Below are 20595 nucleotides of genomic sequence, written 5' to 3' on the forward strand. Positions count from 1 at the left end.
CATGATTAATTATCGCGTATTTGAAACACCGCAGGATGTTGTCGTTTCATTAGCTGACACTATGATGGCAATGAGCAAGCAGGTGAAGCCTGTCCATATATCGCTTTCTGGTGGGAGTACACCAAAACTGTTGTTTAAAACATTAGCGCAAGCACCTTATGCGAAAGATGTTAATTGGAGCAACTTACACTTTTGGTGGGGCGATGAGCGTTGTGTTGAGCCAACCGACCCGGAAAGTAACTTCGGTGAAGCAAACGAGTTATTGTTCCAACAAATCGATATTCCAGCTGGCAATATTCACCGTATTAAAGGTGAAGATGATCCTGCTGTAGAAGTGGTTCGATTTGCAGAGGAAATGGATGCAGAAATTCCACTTAAAAATGGCTTACCTGCATTTGATTGGATTTTATTGGGTATGGGAACCGATGGACATACAGCATCATTATTCCCGAACCAAACAGACTTTGACGATCCTGAGCTTTCTGTGATTGCAACACATCCAGATAGCGGTCAAAAACGCATTTCAAAAACAGCGCGCTTACTTGAAAATGCGGATCGTATTACCTACCTGGTGTTAGGTGAAAGCAAAGCTGAAGTATTGCAAGAAATTAATAATACGCCTGCAGAAGCTCTTGCTTATCCTGCAGCGAAAATTAAAGCCGTAAATGGCAAAACAGAATGGTTTTTAGATTCAGCAGCGGCAAAACTGCTGGCGCAAGGAGAATAATATGAAAGGCGATATCGGTGTAATTGGCTTGGCAGTAATGGGCCAAAACCTGATCCTAAACATGAATGACCACGGCTTTAACGTTGTTGCTTACAACCGTACTGTAGCAAAAGTGGAAGAATTCCTTGAAGGCCCAGCAAAAGGCACAAACATCGTTGGCGCAACGTCTCTTGAAGATCTTGTTGCTAAGTTAGAAGCACCACGTAAAGTGATGCTAATGGTTCGTGCTGGTGATGTTGTTGATGCATTCATTGATCAACTAATTCCACTATTGGATGAAGGCGATATCATTATCGACGGTGGTAACACTAACTACCCAGATACTAACCGTCGCGTAGCGCATTGCCGTGAGAAAGGCATCTACTTCATCGGTACTGGTGTATCTGGTGGTGAAGAGGGCGCTCGTTTCGGTCCTTCAATCATGCCTGGCGGCGCAGCTGAAGCTTGGGAAGCGGTTAAGCCAATTTTCCAAGGTATCTCTGCTAAAACTGATGCTGGTGAGCCTTGTTGTGACTGGGTTGGTAACGACGGTGCTGGTCACTTTGTTAAGATGGTTCATAACGGCATTGAATACGGTGACATGCAGCTTATCACTGAAGCATACCAGTTCATGAAAGATGGTCTAGGTATGAGTGCTGATGAGATGCAAGCAGTATTCGCTGACTGGAACAAAACTGAGCTAGACAGCTACCTAGTTGAAATCACAGCTGATATTCTTGGCTACAAAGATGAAGATGGTGAAGCACTAGTTGAGAAGATCCTAGACACTGCTGGCCAAAAAGGTACGGGTAAGTGGACTGGTATCAACGCACTAGACCTAGGTATTCCACTAACGCTTATCTCTGAGTCTGTATTCTCTCGTTGCCTGTCTGCACTGAAAGACCAACGCGTTGAAGCTGCAACTTTATTCGGCAAGACAATCACGCCAGTTGAAGGTGATAAGCAAGAGTGGGTTGATGCACTACGTCAAGCACTACTAGCATCTAAGATCATCTCTTACGCGCAAGGTTTCATGCTAATGCGTGAAGCATCGAACGAAAACGGTTGGGATCTAAACTACGGTAACGTAGCACTAATGTGGCGTGGTGGTTGTATCATCCGCTCTGCGTTCCTAGGTAACATTCGTGATGCGTATGAAGCGAACCCAGATATCGCATTCCTAGGTTCTGACGAGTACTTCAAAAACATCCTACAAGGCAGCCTAGCAGCATGGCGTAAAGTAGCAGCGAAATCTCTAGAGTCTGGCATCCCAATGCCATGTACGATTTCTGCGCTATCTTTCCTAGACGGTTACACAACAGCTCGTCTACCTGCTAACTTGCTTCAAGCTCAACGTGACTACTTCGGCGCTCACACTTATGAGCGTACTGATCGTCCACGTGGTGAGTTCTTCCACACAAACTGGACTGGTACAGGCGGCAACACTGCCTCTACTACTTACGACGTTTAATACCTAAATAACGTAAGCAAAAAAACCACCGTTCGCGGTGGTTTTTTTATATCTGATTTTTAAGTGTATGTTTTTTTTGTTCTTTTTTTATTTGAACTAATGATATTGATAGCTTAGTCTGAAATCGGATTTCATTGAAAGGGGATATGGATCACTTTTACCATCTCGAAACAACAAGTAAAGAGATTGGGGGTGTTGAAGAATATGTTTCAGAAAGTATAGACAGGAATAAACAGTAAGCTATCTGTTCACTGCTGCTGATGACTGTCTATGTTCTACTTAACTTGAAAGTTTAGCTTTAAACTTTTATGGCTATGAGACTAGGACGCTATGAAAATATTAAAAAAAACAGGACTTACTCTTTTTGTTTTACTCTCGTCTGGTTCTGTATTTTCTGCTGATGACTCATCATTTTGGAATCAAGAACTCACGAATTTGATGAGAAGCTCAAAAGAAAATACGTTTGCAAACTGGAGTAACGATCCTTCCATTCAAGTTGGTGCTATTGGTTATTTAAACTATCTCACCGGTGAATTTACTTTAGTTAGTACAGATATGGTTGATGACCCTGTTTATTTTCTGACTAAACGTAAAGATGAAAAATGGGAGTTCTCATCAAAAAATACATCTAAAAATAGTGGTGAAGTAAAAGTTGACGGTGGGTACTTAGATCCAAACTCAGGGGTTAAAGTAGACGTTGGAATGGAACACTCTTGGGTTTTTTCAAAAGCGAAAAGTTTAGCTGCGACGTATATTATTGCGGTAGAAGCATATACTAATAACCCTTATGGTTTAGTTGCTGATAAATGGGATATTATAAAAAGTGCAGCCGAAAAAACACCGTATATTGACCATGACACCGGAGATATATCTCAAGGGTTTGGCTATATCAGTGGGGTAAAATGGGCAAGTCGTGGTGTTGCTATTGCAAGCAACGACGACGAAGGTCAGTACAGTATCGTAACCTCGGTGAATGTGGCCTCACCAAAGAAAGATCAAATAGGTCTTACTCCAAAATTAATTTCTGAAAAAGGCAGTAATTCTGTTACTGCAACTAAATTCCCAGCAACAAGAGATGAAATCGGTGATCTGGTTCCTGTTGCTTTTACGTTTACTTCAATTGACGGTAAACGTCCAATCAATAATTGGACTCAACCAATTAATCAGTTAGAACTCATCATCAATAGTAAGCCCGGTAGTACGTATATAACCAAGTGGCAATTAGCATATAAGACAGTAACGAATAAAAATATTCAGCACAAATCTGGTGCCTTCCCTGCACCACAAAGTGCTTCAGTTTATTTGCCTAAAGATGCCGTAGATGTTCAGTTATCTATTAAGTTACCCGGTGTTTTTTCAAGTAATAGATGTGAAGTCGTTTGGAAAGATCCTATTAATCAGTGGAATAAAGGTAAAAAAGAAGTTCAGACGTACGGTATATGGCCTGCAAATGCATGGTGTACAGAGCTGAAATCTTCTATTGGATAAGATGCTGCTATGACCCGCCCTAAGCTGACGGGTCTTTTTGTAGTGTTGCCTTTTTTCTTCTTTACTATTACTCATTACAAAATAACAACGTCACTTATTTACCGCTTTATCCGATAGAGCCTCTCAAAATGCCCGTTATACTACCTGAATTGAATAAACTATGACTGCGTTGTTTTTCTCTTTCAAGAATAAGTATCCCCAATAGTAAAGTTTTACCAAATTTAAGAGTAAAAAAAGCCCTAACAGATAGGTTAGGGCTTAATATTATTCAGACACTAATTTTAATTAGCTGACTTCAATTGGACCACCGAACGAGGTGACAGGTGGCAGTTCACCTTTAAACTTCTCGAAGTTCACAATACAGGTTTGTGCGCTTGTTGCTTGCGCCAACTCTGATGTTGGAATATCGATTGTCAGTGTATTCGGATCACCATAGGTATCGATCGCACCAATTTTTTCGTTAAGAGGGCCATACCATGCCCCTTCTTCGATACGAACAATACCGCGAGGGTAGCTGTCAGTCAGCACCGCTCCAGCTAATAGCTGTCCACGGTCGTTGAATACACGTACGACATCACCATCTTTGACACCTTTTTCAGCTGCATCTTGAGGGTTAATGTAAATAGGTTCACGACCTTGTACGGTATAAGTGGCACGGAACTCTTCTGATTCACACATTTGTGAGTGCAAACGCTTGTCAGGGTGACAAGATTGCAGCCAGAACGGGTGTTTATCAGAGCCCGGACCACCGTGAGAACGTTCGGTTTTTTCAAACCACATTGGGTGTTCTTGACAGTGTTCGTATTTGTAACGGCCAATCTTACGGCTGGTGATTTCAATAAAGCCTGATGGTGTACCTAGAGCATTAATTTCAGGATCTTGACGGAAATCAGCATGACGTACCCAAGGCTTACCTGTACCAAAGTCTAAGAAACCTTGTTGCCAGAATACATCAAACTCAGGCATATCAAACTTGCCTTTGTTCGCTTTACGACAATCGTTATAAAGCATGCTAACCCATTGCATTTCATCCATACCACGGGTGTATTCGTTGTTCTTACCAAAGCGACGTGTCAACTCTGTAAAGATCTCAAAGTCAGTTTTAGATTGGTAAAGCGGATCAACCAGTTTATGCATAGCCAGTAAACCACGACCACTGTATGAACCCATAACATCAATATCATTTCGTTCAAACTGAGTACATGCTGGCAGCACAATATCTGAGAAACGACAGGTGGCCGTCCAAGCAAAATCAATCGTTACAACGGTTTGTAGCTTTTGGAACGCTTTCTTCATGCGGTTACGATCTTGGTGGTGATGCCAAGGGTTGTTACCACTGATCACCATCATTTTGTAATCTGGAAGAATAACTTTTGAACCGTTGTATTTAATCTCTTTGCCCGGCTCTAAAATACAGTCAACGAAACGTGCAACAGGGATCGTGCGGCTGTAACCGTTAAAATCATTGTTATCCCATTTCGGTTTTTGACCTTCATCGACGTTACGAGGGAAGCCGCCTGGTGCTGCAAAGCCTGTTGAAGGTACACCGATGCCAGAATAGTGGTGACCATACGAAATACCACCACCAGGCAAACCTATTTGACCGACCATAGCGGCAATAACTGCTCCCATCCAGTATGGTTGCTCACCGTGCTCTTGACGTTGAATACACCAACCAAACAGAATTTGAGTACGCTCTTTAACCAGCATACGAGCAAAGTCTTTAATTTGATCAGCTGGTACACCACAGATCTCAGCTGCCCACTCAGGGGTTTTCTCAACGCGATCTTTGGTTTCACCTTTTACGTACCCAATGAACTCATCGAAACCAAGGCAGTACATCTTGATGAACTCTTTATCGTAAAGGTTCTCGTTGTACAGGGTATGTGCCACACCTAACATAAATGCCACATCGGTTTGTGGATTAATGTATAGGTGTTTGTTGTTTAGGTAACGTTGGGTCTTGTTCTTAACTGGATCGACAGAGATCACATTGATCTCACCGTTATCAACTTTCTCTTTTAGTTTCGCTAAGTATGGGAAAGATTCGTGGGTTTCACAGTTCCAGCCCACCTGTAGGTTTTTCACCGGATCGTTTGCCCATAGCACCACATTTTTACTGTGTTCAAGGATCTCAGACCAAGAAGTACCTTGTGCGTAAACTTCAGTTGAACCAAGCACATATGGCATGATGGTTTGGCCTGCACCTGTTGAGTAGTCACCTACTTTAGTGATGTAGTTACCATGCATACCTACAGCACGTTGCATGTGGCTAGTACAACTATGGAATTGACCTGTTTGACGCCAGCCCGTTTGACCTGCATGCAATGCCCATGGACCGTAATCTTTTTGAATACGTTCAAGTTCACGATAGAACAAATCTAATGCTTCATCCCATGTAACACGGATGAAACGGTTATTACCGCGAGTTTCACCACTAAACTTATGTTTCTTAAGCCAATCTAAACGGACCATAGGGTAGCGTACACGAGATGGATTGTAGATTATGCCCTTAATGCCTTTTAGCATTTCGGTTGGGTTTTTATCTATTTCAATCGCTTCGATTTCTTGTACTTTACCGGCATAGATATGAGCGCGGAAAGCGCCCCAGTGTGAGCCGGAGTAACGCCATGTACCTTGACCAATTTGATCGTCTGCAAACACTTTTGATGATGCGAGTAGGCTAGGACCGATAACAGAAGCAGCACTTGTTGTTGCAAGGCCTTTAAGAAAACTTCTTCTTGATACAGACATATTTATTTTTACTCCATCAATACTTAGTGTTGTGCGTCAGAAAAATCAGAAGAGTGCTTCTGAAGGTATTTACGCACGACCGCTTCACTATCACGGTCAAAGTTTACAAACGCCAACATACCGTTAAACATTCCAGGCCAAGTATTGGCATCGAAGTGACTTTCAGCAGGTTGAGTGTGACAAACTGAACAGTTAGTGGTGTAAGCTGATTTCGCTTTTTCCCAAACTGGCGTGATGTCATTAACAAGCGAGTCTTTTGGCATCCAGACTTTTGCTGTTACACGTTGCCAAGGAAGACCTGTTAGGTCATCAACTTTCTCTTCGTATTTATCGACAACCTTGTCGTTTTGCGCAGATTCTTTTAGGAGCGATGCAACAGGGATATTCATACCGAAGTCTTCTTGAATAACTCGGCCATAGCCCTTGTCTTTACGCCAACCTGCAATTTCAACTTCAACTGCGTTGTCAGTTTCATCGATAACTTTTACGCCAGAAGCAGGGTTTAATAGGCCAGCTTCTACCTTCATGTCTTTATCTTCATAAACAGGAAGGAAACGCACGCTATAAACTTCTTCGCCTTTGTTGTACTTAGTATCGTGAGATAGCTGTACTAACTCAGATATCATGCCACCACTGGTATCCATATCTTTCGGTAAGTGGTGAGCAATACCTTTGTGACAATCTACACAGCTTTGATCACGCTCTGCTGCATTCTTCATTTGAACGCGAGCAACAGGAGACATCTTAGTAAAGTCCATCCCTTTGTAGTCATGACAGTCTCGACATTCCTGAGAGCCATTCGCTTTAAAGCGTTCCCACTCATGTTGAGCCAGAACAATACGGCGGTCTTCAAATTTTTCAGGGGTATCAATGAAGCCAGCTACGTGAGCGAAGACTTCTTTACTTGCTTGAATTTTACGCGCGATTTTATCTGTCCAGTCGTGTGGAACGTGACAGTCAGGACAAGTTGCACGAACACCAGAACGGTTTTTGTCATGAATAGTGTTGGCGTATTCAGGTGCAACGTTGTCAGCGTGGCAACTAACACAGAACTCTTCGGTATTGGTTGCTTCTAGTGCAGTATTAAAACCACCCCAGAAAATAACGCCAGCAATAAAGCCACCAAGGGTTAGTACACCTAGGCTAATATGAACGCTTGGACGTGATAGGGTCTGCCAAGCTTTAAGCAAAAATGATTTCATTATAGATTCTCTTATATGATGCTAACGGTGATTAATTAGGGATTAACCGCCATGTCCTGGTGGACCAAATACGAAGAGTTGAAGCATCCAAACGGTAAAGCCGTAGCCCCCGACAAAAATGACGCTGAGAATTGGAAATAAAAAGACGACGATAAAAATGAACATCTTCCATTCTCGGCTACGAGTTTGCTTGGTTTCTTGATCAGTCGCACTGCTCATACAACCTCCTAATTTGTAAAAATGAGTAGTTATAAATATTTTTATTAAATCTATTTATATTGCGATCATAAATTAACCACTACATGCAGTTCAATTAATACTTTAGAGTTAACCCTATGTTTTACAGTGTTTTTTGATTTTGACCCTATACTGTAATAATAAAAGACATAATAAGTAGAAAAATTAAAATTTATGACAGTATGTTTTAATTTAAAGGAGGGGGGATTATTCGCGATTGTATTATTGGTTGTTTGATTGTAATAAAATAAAAGTAAAGTTGTATTAATCGTTATTTGAATGTGTAGGTGTAATTGTGTTATAGCAATTAATTGCTGCTTGAAATATGAATAGCATGAATAACATTACTGATGAAAAAATAGGCATTATATGAATGCCTATTTTTTTATTGATAATTACAGCGCTTAAGCTTTAATCAATAAGCTGATAGTGATTACGTAAAATATTAATAATTTCAGCTTTAGGGTTTTTGCTTAATGTGATCTTTTTTCCGGTGATTTTTTCGGCAATACTCGTATAAACACGCGATATTTGCATGAGTACTTCTTGTGGTAACTCGTTGTCACGAGCAAGAGCAAAGCGTTCTTCCATGCGATCTTTATTTAATAAAATATCGGGCTCTGGAAAAGTGTTAAGTAGTACTTGGCGAAAATCTTCTTTTGAGTTTTCGACGATTTGACCGTCGCGGTAAGCTGCGCCATCCCAGATACGAGAAGAATCGGGTGTTCCCACCTCATCCATATAAATGAGTTTTTCGTTACCACTAGCATCTGTTACATAGCCAAACTCAAATTTGGTATCAACAAAGATTTGATCAATATTTGCGAGTGCATTACTGATAACATTAAATCCTTCTGCCAATAACTTTTCATACTGGGTAATGTCATCAGTATTGCGGAAGTTGAATGCAGCGAAATTATTGACGAGATCATCACGAGTGACATTGACATCATCTGCTTCAGGAACATTCGGAATGCCTTTTAGAATCCCTTTGGTTGATGGTGTCATGAGTAGTTCAGGGAGCTTTTGATCTTTTTCTAGCCCTTCAGGTAATTCTATACCGCAGAAATGACGTTCACCTTTGCTGTATGCACGCCACATTGAACCGGTAATGTATTGGCGACAAATAGCTTCAACCATCACAGGTTTTGCTTTTTGTACAATCCAAACAAAAGGGTGGGGGATATCAAGGATATGGCTATCCGCTAATCCATTATCTTTAAATAATTGAAACCAGTGATTAGATATCGCATTTAACGCAGCACCTTTCCCTGGGACTCCTTTAAGCCCTCCTTCACCGTGCCAGATACAATCAAAAGCAGAAATACGGTCGCTGATCACCATAATAGCGAGCGGTGCGTCGGGTTGAACGTTATAGCCTTTTTCTTTAATCAAACGTTGACTGTCAGCTTCTGTAAGCCAGTAAACAGAGCGTACCTTACCGCTATGAACGGGTTTATCAGTACGGATAGGGAGATCATCATTAACAGCTAAAACTTGATCGGCAAGGCTCATCGTGAAAGTCCTATTCAAAGATTACGCAGAAATGCAGAAGGATAATGACATGAATAAAATCACATCGTTATCAATCATCGTAATCGCATAATACAAGGTTAAGTAAGTCACTGCCAGTAAAATAGCAAACGTTTGCCTTGGTTTGATTAAAACAAAAAAGGCGATAGACATTGGAATGTTTATCGCCTTGGCTATGTTTAAAATAGCTGGTGGATACTGCTTAATTTTTGTGGTGTTTGATGGATGAAGTGGGTTACCCATACTTGAATATCAGTCCAGTTTAGCCATACGGGACTAAACCGAAAGTGGTGCCAATTGGTTAAAATATGCAATGTCTTATGATAAGACGGTGCGGTCGCAAAAAGTAAAACAATTGCCACTATTTGCGCCAAGCTAATGAGAGGGTTCCTAACGGAAAAGGGTTTTAATGCTGTTCCAAATGACTTTTTTAGACGTTGGTTGGAAAGATCAACACTATAAATTTCATCTAACAACAAGTGAACAAAACCACCAAAAAGAACAAAGCTACCTGCTAGCCAGCTGGTTTCGGCGGTATGTCCAATGATAGAGCTTACATGAACGCAACATAGGGCAATGAGCAGAACAAACGCAATTGAATGGCAGCAACCACGGTGGACAGTACGGCGTTCAAAAACCGCTTTTCCCATATAGCGGATAGTAATAAACAGTGCTGCGCTATAGAGTAGTAACTCAAGCATCGTCACTTGAGTATAAATATGACTAATTAAAATGAAGCAGCAAAAACCAGCCAAGATATTAAACAAGGCTTTCATCGATGTTGAATGATCTGAATCTATGTCAGGTAATAGGCCACCAATAGTGCCAAGAAATGTCATCCAAATTGCCGCCGAAGGCGAAATATGATCAGCCGATAAGAAGGCGGTGGCCGTTAAACCACTAGCAACGGCTGCAACACTAAAGTGAGTAGAAAAGTTTGCCAAGAAGAAAGTTCCAACTGGGTTTATATACAGTTGTGTTTATCATTATATGGTCATAAATTTCAACCAATATCACAATTCTAGCATGTACTTTATGTTTGTTCGGATAAATAAACAACGAAACGGAGTATTTATCTGTTAAGTGTGTTAGAGCGTTGATGGGGAGAAAAAGAGATAAAAAAGCCTTAGTAAAGTTGGAGTAACTTAACTAAGGCGCTAATTCACAGGGAGAGAAAAAGTTATGCAGCGATAAATGCTGAGATAATGCCGATCACACCACCAAAGACACCGCCCCAAACGACTAACCAGCCTAAGTGTTCACTGATCATCTTTTGCACCATTTCTTTGACCATTTTTGGGGTTAATTCATTCAGGCGCTGATCGATAATTTCTTCAATCGTCTCTTCGATATCATTGAGTGATTCAGGCTTAGCTAGTTGATCTTTAAGTGCTGCTTTAAAGTCATCTTGTTGGCTAATTTCGTTAACAGAATCCTGCATTTTTTCAATGAAAGGTTCGCGTAGTGGTTGGAGTGCTTCTACGCCACCCATCATGGTTAGCATGCCACCAAATTGTGAATTCATAATCACATCAAGTAACGAATCGTAAGCTGGCGCAAAATCAATTTTTTGGATCACAGGCTGCAAGTTTAAATTGGTTGAGCTTGTCATTTCTTTATTAAGAAAGCGGCTAATGTTTTCTTGAGTAAAGAATTGCTCCATCATGAGATTTTTAATGGCTGTTTTAAATTCTTCAAAACGAGCAGGAATAACCCCTGAGCCGTAGAGTCCTGGCACCTTTTCAAATAGCATATGAATAGCAAGCCAGTTTGTTAATGCGCCAGAAAATGCGAATAAGCCACAATAAAGGATGACTTGCTGGTTAGTAAGGTAACCAATAGCTAGCAAGATAAGTGAAATAAGGTTGGTGAGTAAGCTTTTATTCATACGGGGTTATTCTCGGTGTGGAGTACACAGCTAATTTTAAAAGAGGTGAGCCAAGTCTTTATGGCTTATTGTGGACCGATTTTAACAACAGACTATGCGCAATGCCACAATTAGCAGATTGATAGGTAATCGTTAGGTATATGTTATGCTCAACTGCTGTATATATCACCAGCAATGAATGTAAACCTAATTAAGGAATTGTTATACTCGCGCATTCACTTATCTATCATCACGTGGTGTTGTCATGACAAGCTTTACAGCTGAACAAACGGCTTTTATTAATCACCTATCTGGTAATGCATTATGTGTTGCAGGAGCGGGGACGGGTAAAACCACCACTTTGGTAGGGCTAGTTGAGAAAAAATTAGCGACAATTGCACCACAAAATATGTTGGTGTTGATGTTTAACCGTGATATTCGCACCGATTTTAAAGCTAAATTAGAGCGAAATAGTCATGGGGTGAATGTTCCCGTGCATACATTTCACAGTTTTTGTTATCAATTATTACGTCAATCAGGCTATTTAGCTGAGACGGGTTATCAAATTGATTTCAATAATGGTGAAAGTGATAAAATCATTGCGAAACAAATTTTGCGTCAAATGGCAGCGCAAGAGAAGTCGTATCAAAAGCAACAAACATTCAAAGATCCGCGCACCATTGAATTATTGATGAGTTTTATTGGCTTGGTAAAAGCGCATATGTTACCGCCAAAGGAAGTGTTTGAGCTGTCTGATATTAGTGATGAATACCATTTTATCATTGAAGCGTATTGGAATTTTGAAACTATTCGTAAAGAGCGTAAACAGTTATTCTTCGATGATTGGTTGGTAGAAACGGTTAATTTACTGACTGATAATGAGGCGTTACGTGCTTATTATCATCAACAAATCCAATTTATGGTTGTTGATGAATTTCAGGATATAAATACCGCGCAATATCGATTGTTAAAACTGTTACTCGGGGAGCAAGCGCAATTAGTGGCTGTCGGTGATGTCGATCAGTGTATTTATAAATGGCGTGGCAGCGCTCCCCAATTTATGCTGAACTTTGAACAAGATTTTACGCCTGCAACCACCTATAGCCTGTCACATACATTTCGTTTTGGCCACAGCTTAGCGTTAGCTGCGAGTCACTTGATTGCCAATAACAAGCAACGTTTCCACGATTTTCAAACGATCTCTCATCAGTCAGTTGCTGATACCCCCGTTGAAGTGATAGGAACTGCGCGCCAAGTCGGCGAGATCGCACAATCTATTGCTGAATATATCGAACAAGGTGGAACACCTTCTGATGTTGCGATTTTAGTTCGTCGTTGGTCACAAACTATGTTGTTTGAATTAGCGTTTTTAACTAAAAATATTCCTTTTTATATGCCTGTTGGCTCGGTGTTATCAAATAGTCGAGAAGTGAAATTATTGCTTGATGTGATGCGATTTGCCACTGGGCGCTACAATCAGTTTCAACCATATGAGAAAGCGACACTCGTCTTTAATATGATGTCTTTTCCACACTGTTATGTGCCAAATGCCAGTTTGCGACCGTTATGTGATGAGCTTGCTAATACGCCAATTGAGCAGTGGTTAGAGGTTGTGAAGAAAACGGAAAAGTTACAGCCAGCATTAAATCTTGATAATTTTACATCACGAGTAGAATTATTAATGATGCTTCGCCGTAAAGGGGGCTTTAAAGCATTAGATGTTTATCGTCAGTATCGTCGTGATAGCGAGTTAGATAATTGGATTTGGAAAACAGAAGCGACTGCATCAGAAATAGAAGAAGCGGTTGAACGACTTGATAGTGTTGAAACGGTATTGGCTTCGATGGATCAAGATTGTGAAAAAGCACTTCAGTATTTTGAGTATTATACGCAACGTTCTGATTCGTTACGCCAATCAGAATCCACCACAAGCAATGTGCAATTAACCACGATATTCAGAGCGAAAGGTTGTGAGTATAGCCAAGTACATTTACCGTATTGGGATAAAGATGCTTTTCCTTACGTTAATCGATCTTCTGTCGGTATTTCAGCAGATACTGAAGAAGAACGACGCTTGGCGTATGTCGCGATAACGCGTGCGAAACATAAAGCTAAAATTTACTATTCAGTTGAGAACAGTAAAAAAGATACTTATGTTCGCAAAGATAAAAACGCGAGTCAGTTTATTCTTGAATCGAAGGCGACACTTGCACAAGAAATTGGTCCTCAGCTTTATCTGGAAGGGACGTTACCCTTTAATAAATCGCCGATTGTTCAAGGGTATTACCAACGCTTAGGACGGTTTGAGCAGATGCAAGCAGCGCCAGAGCCTGTAGAAATAGAGCAGCCAGCAGTTGGTAAGGATGGACAATTAAACTACAGTTTTTTGTGGGCAGTTGAACAACCGTTACCAAATAATGCAGAAAAGCTTGTTCGTTCAATGGTGAAAACTAAAACAGCAAAATATTTAGAAACAGAGTTAAATAGAATTTTACGAGAATTAAAAAAAGCAGATTTGACGAAAGAAAAAGTATTGGTGAATCGGCTTATCGTAATCGCTAAAGCAAAAGCGAGAAGGTATAGCTAAATAGATATGTCATTCATAATTTCACGTTATCAACATGCTATTTATGGCTTTGGCTTGTTTTAGGACCGATTTTTTGTTGAAACTCGTAATTAATTTACTATTTTAATTATTTCAATCGTATTGTTTTTATTTGATGATATTTACATGATAAACGTTTCATTATTATATCTATCATTAATCAACAAAATAACGTTGTTCTCTATTATATCGAGCTTCGCGTTGGCCTAAATTTTGTTGAATAACAAATTCAAGACGAGAGCGTAATTGTTGCGACTTATTAATTTTTCGTCTATGAAAAACAGAGTGAAGTAATTGTTTTAACATTCTAAACCTACTTGTTTTTTTAGCTACACAATAAAAAGATTTGTTAGTTATTCAAAAACATCGTATTCCAGCTTCCCTATACAACTCAATATATCAAACCGTTTCTGAACCTACGTTGTATTAAATAACATAGGTGCTGACTTCTTCATTCAACAGAGAATGTTAAGAATGATAAATATAAAGGGAGATTAACATCAATAGTGATTATGTTAAGTAACGAGAGTTACCCTGTCAAAATCGAAAAATGCATCATAATATTGTGCAATTATGATGCATTTCCATGCTTAAGTTAAGGTTACTTATTTTGCCATTTATCAACAACAAGTGCTGCAATCAAATCACCTTCAACGTTAACGGCTGTTCTAAAGGTATCTAACGGACGTTCAATAACCAATAAAATTGCGATTGCCTCTAAAGGGATACCGACAGCCAGCATGACTAACTGCATACCTGACATAGAACCTGACGGCATACCTGGTGCGCCAATAGAAGAGACCATTGCCATGATGAAAATCATGATTAGACCACCAGTACCTAAGTCGATACCGTAAAGCTGTGCTAGGAAGATAGCTGCTACGCCTTCAAAAAGGGCTGTACCATCCATATTCATAATAGAGCCAAGCGGCAATACCATACTGCTGGTTGATTGTGAAATGTTAAGCTCTTCTTCCGCTGTTTGCATTGAAAGTGGTAGCGTTGCTGAACTTGATGATGTTGCAAATGCCATGGCCATTGGTGCTGATAGCGCTCTAAATAAGTCTTTGAACTTAATACCTGTCACGACTTTTGCGATGATAGGTAAGACAAAACCACCGTGAATAAAGGTTAGAGTAAATACCAGTAACGCAAAGCGGGCGAGTTCACCAAAAATGGCATTACCGCTTTGAAGAGTAAATTGGAAAACAATCGCAAATACAGCCAGTGGTGCTAGTTTGATGATCCACGATACCACACGGTTAACGGCAGTATTGAGTCCATCGATAACCTCAAATACAGGGTGCTTTTCCGGTAAGCTTGCCAGCAGTGCAATGCCAAGTAATAGCGCAAATACAACAATCGCTAATAAGTTAGTTGTTGCCATTGCTTGAAAAGGGTTTACCAATGCCATGTTAAATAGCTTTTCAACAATAGCGCCACCGGAGGCGGAGGTTTGATCGATTAATTGAACATGGCTGCTGACATGAACTTTTGAAGTATCGACTAATTGTGGCCATTTAGGCAGTGACAGTGAAACACCTAAGGCTAATGCAATCGCAAGCGTTGAAGTAAAGGCATAAAACGAAACTGTTTTTAAACCAAGCTCTTTTAATCGAATTATTGAGCCGATACTGGTGATACCACGTAGCAATGAAAATAGCACTACGGCACCAACAAGCATTTTTAGTAAACCAATATAAGTGGTTTTTAATAACATAAGGAGCTTGAAGGTTGTGCTTGTTTCAAACCCTGACGATAGTGGTAGCAGTGTTGCTAACGCCCATGCTAACAAGCCAGCAATAAGTAATTGAAATGGTAATGATTTTAATAAACGGCGATGCATGAGAGTCTCTTGTAACGTTCGTTGAGAATAAAATTAAAAAATAAAAATGAGCGTTGTTATAATTTTTTATAAGAAAAAGCGCTCTGACACAGAGTACCAGAGCGTGGCAAATGCCAATTCTCAATTAACGATAAGTCGGTTGTCTTTACGACTGACAGAAAAATTTGGTTTATTATTACTTTCGCTAAAAGAGGAAGTGCTGATCCGTAGCAGGTTTTGAACAAAGGTGTGAGATAAAATCTCGCCTGTCTTCGTAACAGACAGTAGTCGTTACGAAGACAGGATGTAGCTTAAATAAGAGGAAAATTACTTATCAAAGTGAATGATAGTACGAATGCTCTTACCTTCGTGCAGCAGATCGAATGCTTCGTTGATCTTGTCTAGGCCCATGTTGAATGAGATGAAGTCATCTAACTGGAACTCACCTGCCATGTAACGATCTACGATACCTGGAAGTTCTGAACGGCCTTTAACACCACCGAATGCAGAACCACGCCATACGCGACCTGTTACTAGTTGGAATGGACGAGTTGAGATCTCTTGACCTGCACCTGCAACACCGATGATTACAGACTCACCCCAGCCTTTGTGACAGCACTCAAGCGCAGAACGCATCACGTTTACGTTACCGATACATTCGAAAGAGTAATCAACACCACCGTCAGTCATCTCAACGATCACTTCTTGGATAGGCTTATCGAACTTAGTAGGGTTAACACACTCAGTTGCACCTAGTTTACGAGCAAGGTCGAACTTGTCTTCGTTGATGTCGATAGCAATGATGCGGCTTGCTTTAGCCATTGTTGCACCAATGATAGCTGCTAGACCGATACCACCAAGGCCGAATACAGCAACAGTGCTACCTTCTTCAACTTTCGCTGTATTAAGTACCGCACCCATACCTGTAGTAACACCACAACCTAGTAGACATACTTCTTCTAGCGGTGCTTCTTTGTTGATTTTCGCTAGTGAAATCTCAGGAAGAACAGTGTATTCAGAGAATGTTGAACAACCCATGTAGTGGAAGATAGGTTGACCATCTTTATAGAAACGTGTTGTACCGTCTGGCATTAGACCTTTACCTTGTGTCTCACGTACTGCTTGACATAGGTTTGTTTTGCCAGATAGACAGTATTTACACTTGCCACATTCTGCAGTGTAAAGTGGAATAACGTGGTCGCCTACTTGAAGATCGGTAACGCCTTCACCAACCATTTCAACAATACCACCACCTTCGTGACCAAGAATTGCAGGGAAGATACCTTCTGGATCATCACCTGATAGTGTGAAAGCATCAGTGTGACATACGCCTGTTGCTACGATGCGAACGAGAACTTCACCTGCACGAGGTAACATTACATCTACTTCTTCAATTGAAAGTGGTTGTTTTGGACCCCATGCAATCGCAGCTTTTGATTTGATAAATTTATCAGTCATCGTTAAATCACTCTGTTAAGCCAACTTGATTGGCGATAATTATTATTAAAATACGACAATTAAACGATATTACTCATGTCGTCTTGATGGAACTATTATATTTATTTCTTAGCAAATGATAATCCCTTGATATGGAAAATGATTATTACCAAATAGTAATAGTAAAAATTATCATTTCCGTTAAAAGCATAAAATTAACTTTAAATATTAGTAAAGAACTATACGCTATTGTAGCTTATGTTTTAAAGGAATTTTTAGGTATTCCATTTTTAATGTTATAAACACTCAAGAGGAAAAGTGTATCTTGCTGATTTTATAGTTTATTTTGACTTTTAAGAGTGGGTTTATTGAGTGTGCTTGAACAGCGTGATTAGGTTGAATGAGTAAAAGGTATAAGTGTTATTTGTCGCTATGGGAGAGCGGTTTATTTTAAAAACGTTATGAAGTTGCTGTTTGGGATGGGATTTAAAAAAACAATAGGTGTGATTGTTATCGTGTGGAAGACGGCAATAATGCAGTATTGTGTCATTCATGTATTTTATTTTACGTAAATAAAAAAGCACATGCAACCCGAATGGTTTACATGTGCTTTAAACGTTATTGGATTTATTTTATCGCTTATGCACTTTTATGGTTTTGTGCGTAAACGTGAGTTGCGATAGCATCCATTAGTGCTGGAGATAGGCAATCGTATGGCTTAAGGCCTAGTTCGTTTAGACGCGCACGGATTGCATCCATATCTTTTGGATCAGTACCCGTTTCGATGATAGAAGAAACAAATGCTGCAAATTCAGGAGCAGACCAACCTTCGTCAGTTGATAGTTCAGTGTGAACAAAGTCTAAACCGTGGAATGGGTGGTTAGTATCTTCGATACGGCCGTACATGTGAACACCACATTCTTTACAAGCGTGACGTTTGATTGCTGCATTTTGGTCAACGACAACGAGTTTGTCTGCATTTGCAATCACTTCAACGTTGTCACGAGAAATAACAGCGATTTGAGAGAAAACTGCGCCTTCAGGCTTCCAGCATTTAGAACAACCACAAGCGTGGTTATGTGCTGTTTGACCAGAAAGTTTAACTCGAACTGTATTTGTGTCACATTTACAGCTTAATACGCCACCAACAAAGTTTTCTTTAGTTGCAATAAAGCCATTATCAATTGATGGGTGTAATTTAATAGACATAAAGATGCTCTTATATTATTTATAATTAAATGTAGAGTTAGAGTGTTATTTTTAGTTTTCTATTCGTTAATTAAATATTAATTAGCGAATAGAAGTATTCTAAAGTTTAATTAGATTTAAACAATCTGTTTTACAGTAAATGATTATTACTGATTAGAAACAATAAAATTAAATTATTACTTGTTTTGCTGTGCAATATGAGTAGCAATGGCATCCATTAAGTCTGGAGATAGGCAATCGTAAGATTCCATACCTAGTTCTTCAATGCGAGCACGGATAGCAGCCATGTCTTTTAAATCTGTGCCCGTTTCAATGATTGAAGAAACAAAAGCAGCAAATGTTGGTGCAGACCAGCCTTGTGTTGGCGATAGTTCAGTATGGACAAAATCTAAGCCGTAGAATGGGTGGTTAGTATCTTTAATACGGCCATACATATGAACACCACAGTCTTTACACGCAAAACGCTTAATCACAGCAGCGTCATCAACAACTTTTAGTTTATCTGCATTTGCTGTTACTGTTACTTTGTCGCGAGGAATAACAGCAACTTGTGAAAATAGCGCGTCTTTAGGTTTCCAACATTTAGAACAACCACAAATATGGTTATGCGCTGTTTGTGACTCTAAATTAACAACAACTTTATTATGTCGGCAATGACACTGTAATTTACCGCCATTTAACGTGTTATTAGTTGGATTAATACCACGATTAACAGCAGGGTGGATATTAATAATAGTCGGTTTGTTTTTACGATTAAAAATTTTAGCGAATAGATTTAGCATTATTAGACTTATTTAATTTTGGTGTACGGATTCACTATTTACGAAAATAGTAAGATGTTGGATATTTATAATTTAATTCAGAGAGATTAATAACGGTCAATATAGTCGTTATATTGACCGTCATAGTAGAAGGCAATTTACAGATTAAATACCGTTTGGCTTAAATACCGCTTTTAGACGTTTAGCAATCATTAAACGTGAAACGGTGAACATACCTGTCACTGTCCGTTGGTGCAGGCGGAAGATCGTATCGTATAAACGACGGATCAAGCGACCTTGTAGTACCATTTTACCTTCCATCTTTGAGCCTGGTGCAAATGAACCGACTGCAAAATGGTGACCAACAGCAACAACCATACCGCCATCTTTAAATTCGAAGTCAGTCAATGGTTTACCACGTAGCATACCGCCTAAGCTTTTCGCTAGGTGTACTGCTGCACGGTTAGCCGCTTGTGCTTTAGGTGGAACAAAGCTGCCATCAGCCTGAGGGATTGATGCACAATCACCTAAAGAGAAGATGCTGTCATCAACGGTTGTTGTTAAATTAGCATTCACCTGAATTTGGTTCATACGGTTATAACTTAAACCGCCAATACCGTTTAGCCAATCCGGTGCTTTAACACCCGCAGCCCAGAACTGTACGTCAGCATCTAACTCACGGTTATCAACTGTTAGCATACCTTTTTCAGTGACTTCACGAATACGTGTATCAAGAAGAACATTTACGTTATTACGCTCAAGCTCTTTTTGTACTTTTTCTGACATTTTTTCAGGGCTATTTGGTAATACACGACCTGCAGCTTCAATCAAGTTGATATGCAGTGGGGCACCATTATAGCGTTGAAGTTTGTGGCTAACACGAGCAAGCTCTGCTGCAAGCTCAACACCAGTCGCGCCAGCGCCAACAATATTTACTGAGCGATCTTCACTTGCACGAAGGATCTGGCTAACTTGATGCCATGCTTGACGCGCTTGGCTTGCTGAATCTAGGAATAAGCAATGATCTTTTGCACCAGTGGTATTAAAGTCATTACTTACCGCACCAATCGCAATAACAAGGTAATCGTATTTTAAAGCCGCTTCTGTACCATCAGGACGACGAACAGAAAGCATTTTATTATCACGATCAATATCTGTCATCGCGGCTTGGTAATGTTGATAGCCATGACGTGCACCATGGGTGAAATAACAAACTGTATCTAAGTCGCTATCAAAAGTACCTGCTGCAATTTCATGCAAGCGAGGTTTCCAGAAGTGATGCGTTTCTGGTTCTACAAGAATAATTTCATCTTCTTTACGTACGGTTTTTGCTAATAGAGTTGATAACTCTAAGCCTGCGGCACCGCCACCTACAATAACGATTCGTGACATACGAATTCCTCAAAGGCACCCCGGGCTTCATTCCACAGGGGATGGTTTGACCATCATTAAATTAATGAGCTAATCCGTTGCTACTCTATTTTTTGTGAGTATGCCTAT

16 protein-coding genes are annotated in these 20595 nt (G+C 40.0%); 4 read left to right on the forward strand and 12 right to left on the reverse strand.

From position 1 onward, the window contains the following. Position 1 precedes the first annotated feature (1 nt). The 3 genes from pgl to C9J38_RS06130 all read left to right on the forward strand — a co-directional run bounded on the left by pgl (position 2) and on the right by C9J38_RS06130 (position 3665). Positions 2 to 727, forward strand: coding sequence for a 6-phosphogluconolactonase (pgl, locus tag C9J38_RS06120; RefSeq protein WP_107206312.1), 726 nt, complete (start codon positions 2 to 4; stop codon positions 725 to 727). A 1-nt stretch (position 728) separates the two neighbouring features. Continuing rightward, on the forward strand, positions 729 to 2177 hold the full coding sequence (gene gnd / locus C9J38_RS06125) for a decarboxylating NADP(+)-dependent phosphogluconate dehydrogenase (RefSeq protein WP_105059961.1): 1449 nt from the start codon (positions 729 to 731) through the stop codon (positions 2175 to 2177). A gap of 438 nt (positions 2178 to 2615) precedes the next feature. Then, positions 2616 to 3665, forward strand: coding sequence for a hypothetical protein (locus C9J38_RS06130; RefSeq protein ID WP_146144057.1), 1050 nt, complete (start codon positions 2616 to 2618; stop codon positions 3663 to 3665). A gap of 285 nt (positions 3666 to 3950) precedes the next feature. On the opposite strand, the gene torA is transcribed toward C9J38_RS06130, so the two are convergent. The 7 genes from torA to C9J38_RS06160 form a co-directional block, all read right to left on the reverse strand. Continuing rightward, on the reverse strand, positions 3951 to 6419 hold the full coding sequence (gene torA, locus C9J38_RS06135) for a trimethylamine-N-oxide reductase TorA (protein WP_107206314.1): 2469 nt from the start codon (positions 6417 to 6419) through the stop codon (positions 3951 to 3953). Positions 6420 to 6442: 23 nt separating this feature from the next. Continuing rightward, the gene (gene torC / locus C9J38_RS06140) at positions 6443 to 7621 is read right to left on the reverse strand and encodes a pentaheme c-type cytochrome TorC (RefSeq protein ID WP_107206315.1); all 1179 of its coding nucleotides are present in this window, start codon (positions 7619 to 7621) and stop codon (positions 6443 to 6445) included. A gap of 42 nt (positions 7622 to 7663) precedes the next feature. After that, the gene (torE, locus tag C9J38_RS06145) at positions 7664 to 7840 is read right to left on the reverse strand and encodes a trimethylamine N-oxide reductase system protein TorE (protein ID WP_045153582.1); all 177 of its coding nucleotides are present in this window, start codon (positions 7838 to 7840) and stop codon (positions 7664 to 7666) included. Between the two features lie 429 nt (positions 7841 to 8269). Beyond that, complete coding sequence (locus tag C9J38_RS06150; protein ID WP_107206316.1) at positions 8270 to 9373, reverse strand: phosphoribosylaminoimidazolesuccinocarboxamide synthase; 1104 nt, start codon at positions 9371 to 9373, stop codon at positions 8270 to 8272. 21 nt (positions 9374 to 9394) lie between these two features. Next, complete coding sequence (locus C9J38_RS21755) at positions 9395 to 9544, reverse strand: hypothetical protein (RefSeq protein ID WP_158259497.1); 150 nt, start codon at positions 9542 to 9544, stop codon at positions 9395 to 9397. Positions 9545 to 9570: 26 nt separating this feature from the next. Beyond that, entirely contained in the window at positions 9571 to 10335 is a 765-nt protein-coding gene (locus tag C9J38_RS06155; RefSeq protein WP_107206317.1) for a metal-dependent hydrolase, read from the reverse strand. 236 nt (positions 10336 to 10571) lie between these two features. Then, positions 10572 to 11279 (reverse strand): DUF445 domain-containing protein, encoded by a 708-nt coding sequence (locus C9J38_RS06160; protein ID WP_107206318.1) that lies wholly within the window; start codon positions 11277 to 11279, stop codon positions 10572 to 10574. Positions 11280 to 11523: 244 nt separating this feature from the next. On the opposite strand from C9J38_RS06160, the gene C9J38_RS06165 reads away from it, so the two are divergent. Then, the gene (locus tag C9J38_RS06165; protein ID WP_107206319.1) at positions 11524 to 13845 is read left to right on the forward strand and encodes an ATP-dependent helicase; all 2322 of its coding nucleotides are present in this window, start codon (positions 11524 to 11526) and stop codon (positions 13843 to 13845) included. A 619-nt stretch (positions 13846 to 14464) separates the two neighbouring features. On the opposite strand, the gene C9J38_RS06170 is transcribed toward C9J38_RS06165, so the two are convergent. The 5 genes from C9J38_RS06170 to C9J38_RS06190 form a co-directional block, all read right to left on the reverse strand. After that, positions 14465 to 15709 (reverse strand): dicarboxylate/amino acid:cation symporter, encoded by a 1245-nt coding sequence (locus C9J38_RS06170; RefSeq protein ID WP_107206320.1) that lies wholly within the window; start codon positions 15707 to 15709, stop codon positions 14465 to 14467. 306 nt (positions 15710 to 16015) lie between these two features. Then, positions 16016 to 17146, reverse strand: coding sequence for an S-(hydroxymethyl)glutathione dehydrogenase/class III alcohol dehydrogenase (locus C9J38_RS06175; RefSeq protein WP_107206321.1), 1131 nt, complete (start codon positions 17144 to 17146; stop codon positions 16016 to 16018). A 618-nt stretch (positions 17147 to 17764) separates the two neighbouring features. Beyond that, entirely contained in the window at positions 17765 to 18334 is a 570-nt protein-coding gene (gene gfa / locus C9J38_RS06180; protein ID WP_105059970.1) for an S-(hydroxymethyl)glutathione synthase, read from the reverse strand. Positions 18335 to 18510: 176 nt separating this feature from the next. Next, positions 18511 to 19116, reverse strand: coding sequence for an S-(hydroxymethyl)glutathione synthase (gfa, locus tag C9J38_RS06185; protein ID WP_107206322.1), 606 nt, complete (start codon positions 19114 to 19116; stop codon positions 18511 to 18513). A gap of 144 nt (positions 19117 to 19260) precedes the next feature. Then, complete coding sequence (locus C9J38_RS06190; RefSeq protein WP_107206323.1) at positions 19261 to 20487, reverse strand: NAD(P)/FAD-dependent oxidoreductase; 1227 nt, start codon at positions 20485 to 20487, stop codon at positions 19261 to 19263. Positions 20488 to 20595 lie beyond the last annotated feature (108 nt).

Source organism: Photobacterium sp. GB-210, assembly GCF_003026075.1.
Lineage (GTDB): Bacteria > Pseudomonadota > Gammaproteobacteria > Enterobacterales > Vibrionaceae > Photobacterium.

What these genes read in the sequence shown, in the direction of transcription:
- C9J38_RS06170 (WP_107206320.1), bottom strand. Translation starts at nt 15,709, where the DNA reads ATGCATCGCCGTTTATTAAAATCATTACCATTTCAATTACTTATTGCT.
- C9J38_RS06165 (WP_107206319.1), top strand. Translation starts at nt 11,524, where the DNA reads ATGACAAGCTTTACAGCTGAACAAACGGCTTTTATTAATCACCTATCT.
- C9J38_RS21755 (WP_158259497.1), bottom strand. Translation starts at nt 9,544, where the DNA reads ATGTCTATCGCCTTTTTTGTTTTAATCAAACCAAGGCAAACGTTTGCT.
- torC (WP_107206315.1), bottom strand. Translation starts at nt 7,621, where the DNA reads ATGAAATCATTTTTGCTTAAAGCTTGGCAGACCCTATCACGTCCAAGC.
- C9J38_RS06130 (WP_146144057.1), top strand. Translation starts at nt 2,616, where the DNA reads ATGAGAAGCTCAAAAGAAAATACGTTTGCAAACTGGAGTAACGATCCT.
- gfa (WP_107206322.1), bottom strand. Translation starts at nt 19,116, where the DNA reads ATGCTAAATCTATTCGCTAAAATTTTTAATCGTAAAAACAAACCGACT.
- C9J38_RS06175 (WP_107206321.1), bottom strand. Translation starts at nt 17,146, where the DNA reads ATGACTGATAAATTTATCAAATCAAAAGCTGCGATTGCATGGGGTCCA.
- gfa (WP_105059970.1), bottom strand. Translation starts at nt 18,334, where the DNA reads ATGTCTATTAAATTACACCCATCAATTGATAATGGCTTTATTGCAACT.
- C9J38_RS06160 (WP_107206318.1), bottom strand. Translation starts at nt 11,279, where the DNA reads ATGAATAAAAGCTTACTCACCAACCTTATTTCACTTATCTTGCTAGCT.
- torA (WP_107206314.1), bottom strand. Translation starts at nt 6,419, where the DNA reads ATGTCTGTATCAAGAAGAAGTTTTCTTAAAGGCCTTGCAACAACAAGT.
- gnd (WP_105059961.1), top strand. Translation starts at nt 729, where the DNA reads ATGAAAGGCGATATCGGTGTAATTGGCTTGGCAGTAATGGGCCAAAAC.
- torE (WP_045153582.1), bottom strand. Translation starts at nt 7,840, where the DNA reads ATGAGCAGTGCGACTGATCAAGAAACCAAGCAAACTCGTAGCCGAGAA.
- C9J38_RS06190 (WP_107206323.1), bottom strand. Translation starts at nt 20,487, where the DNA reads ATGTCACGAATCGTTATTGTAGGTGGCGGTGCCGCAGGCTTAGAGTTA.
- C9J38_RS06150 (WP_107206316.1), bottom strand. Translation starts at nt 9,373, where the DNA reads ATGAGCCTTGCCGATCAAGTTTTAGCTGTTAATGATGATCTCCCTATC.
- pgl (WP_107206312.1), top strand. Translation starts at nt 2, where the DNA reads ATGATTAATTATCGCGTATTTGAAACACCGCAGGATGTTGTCGTTTCA.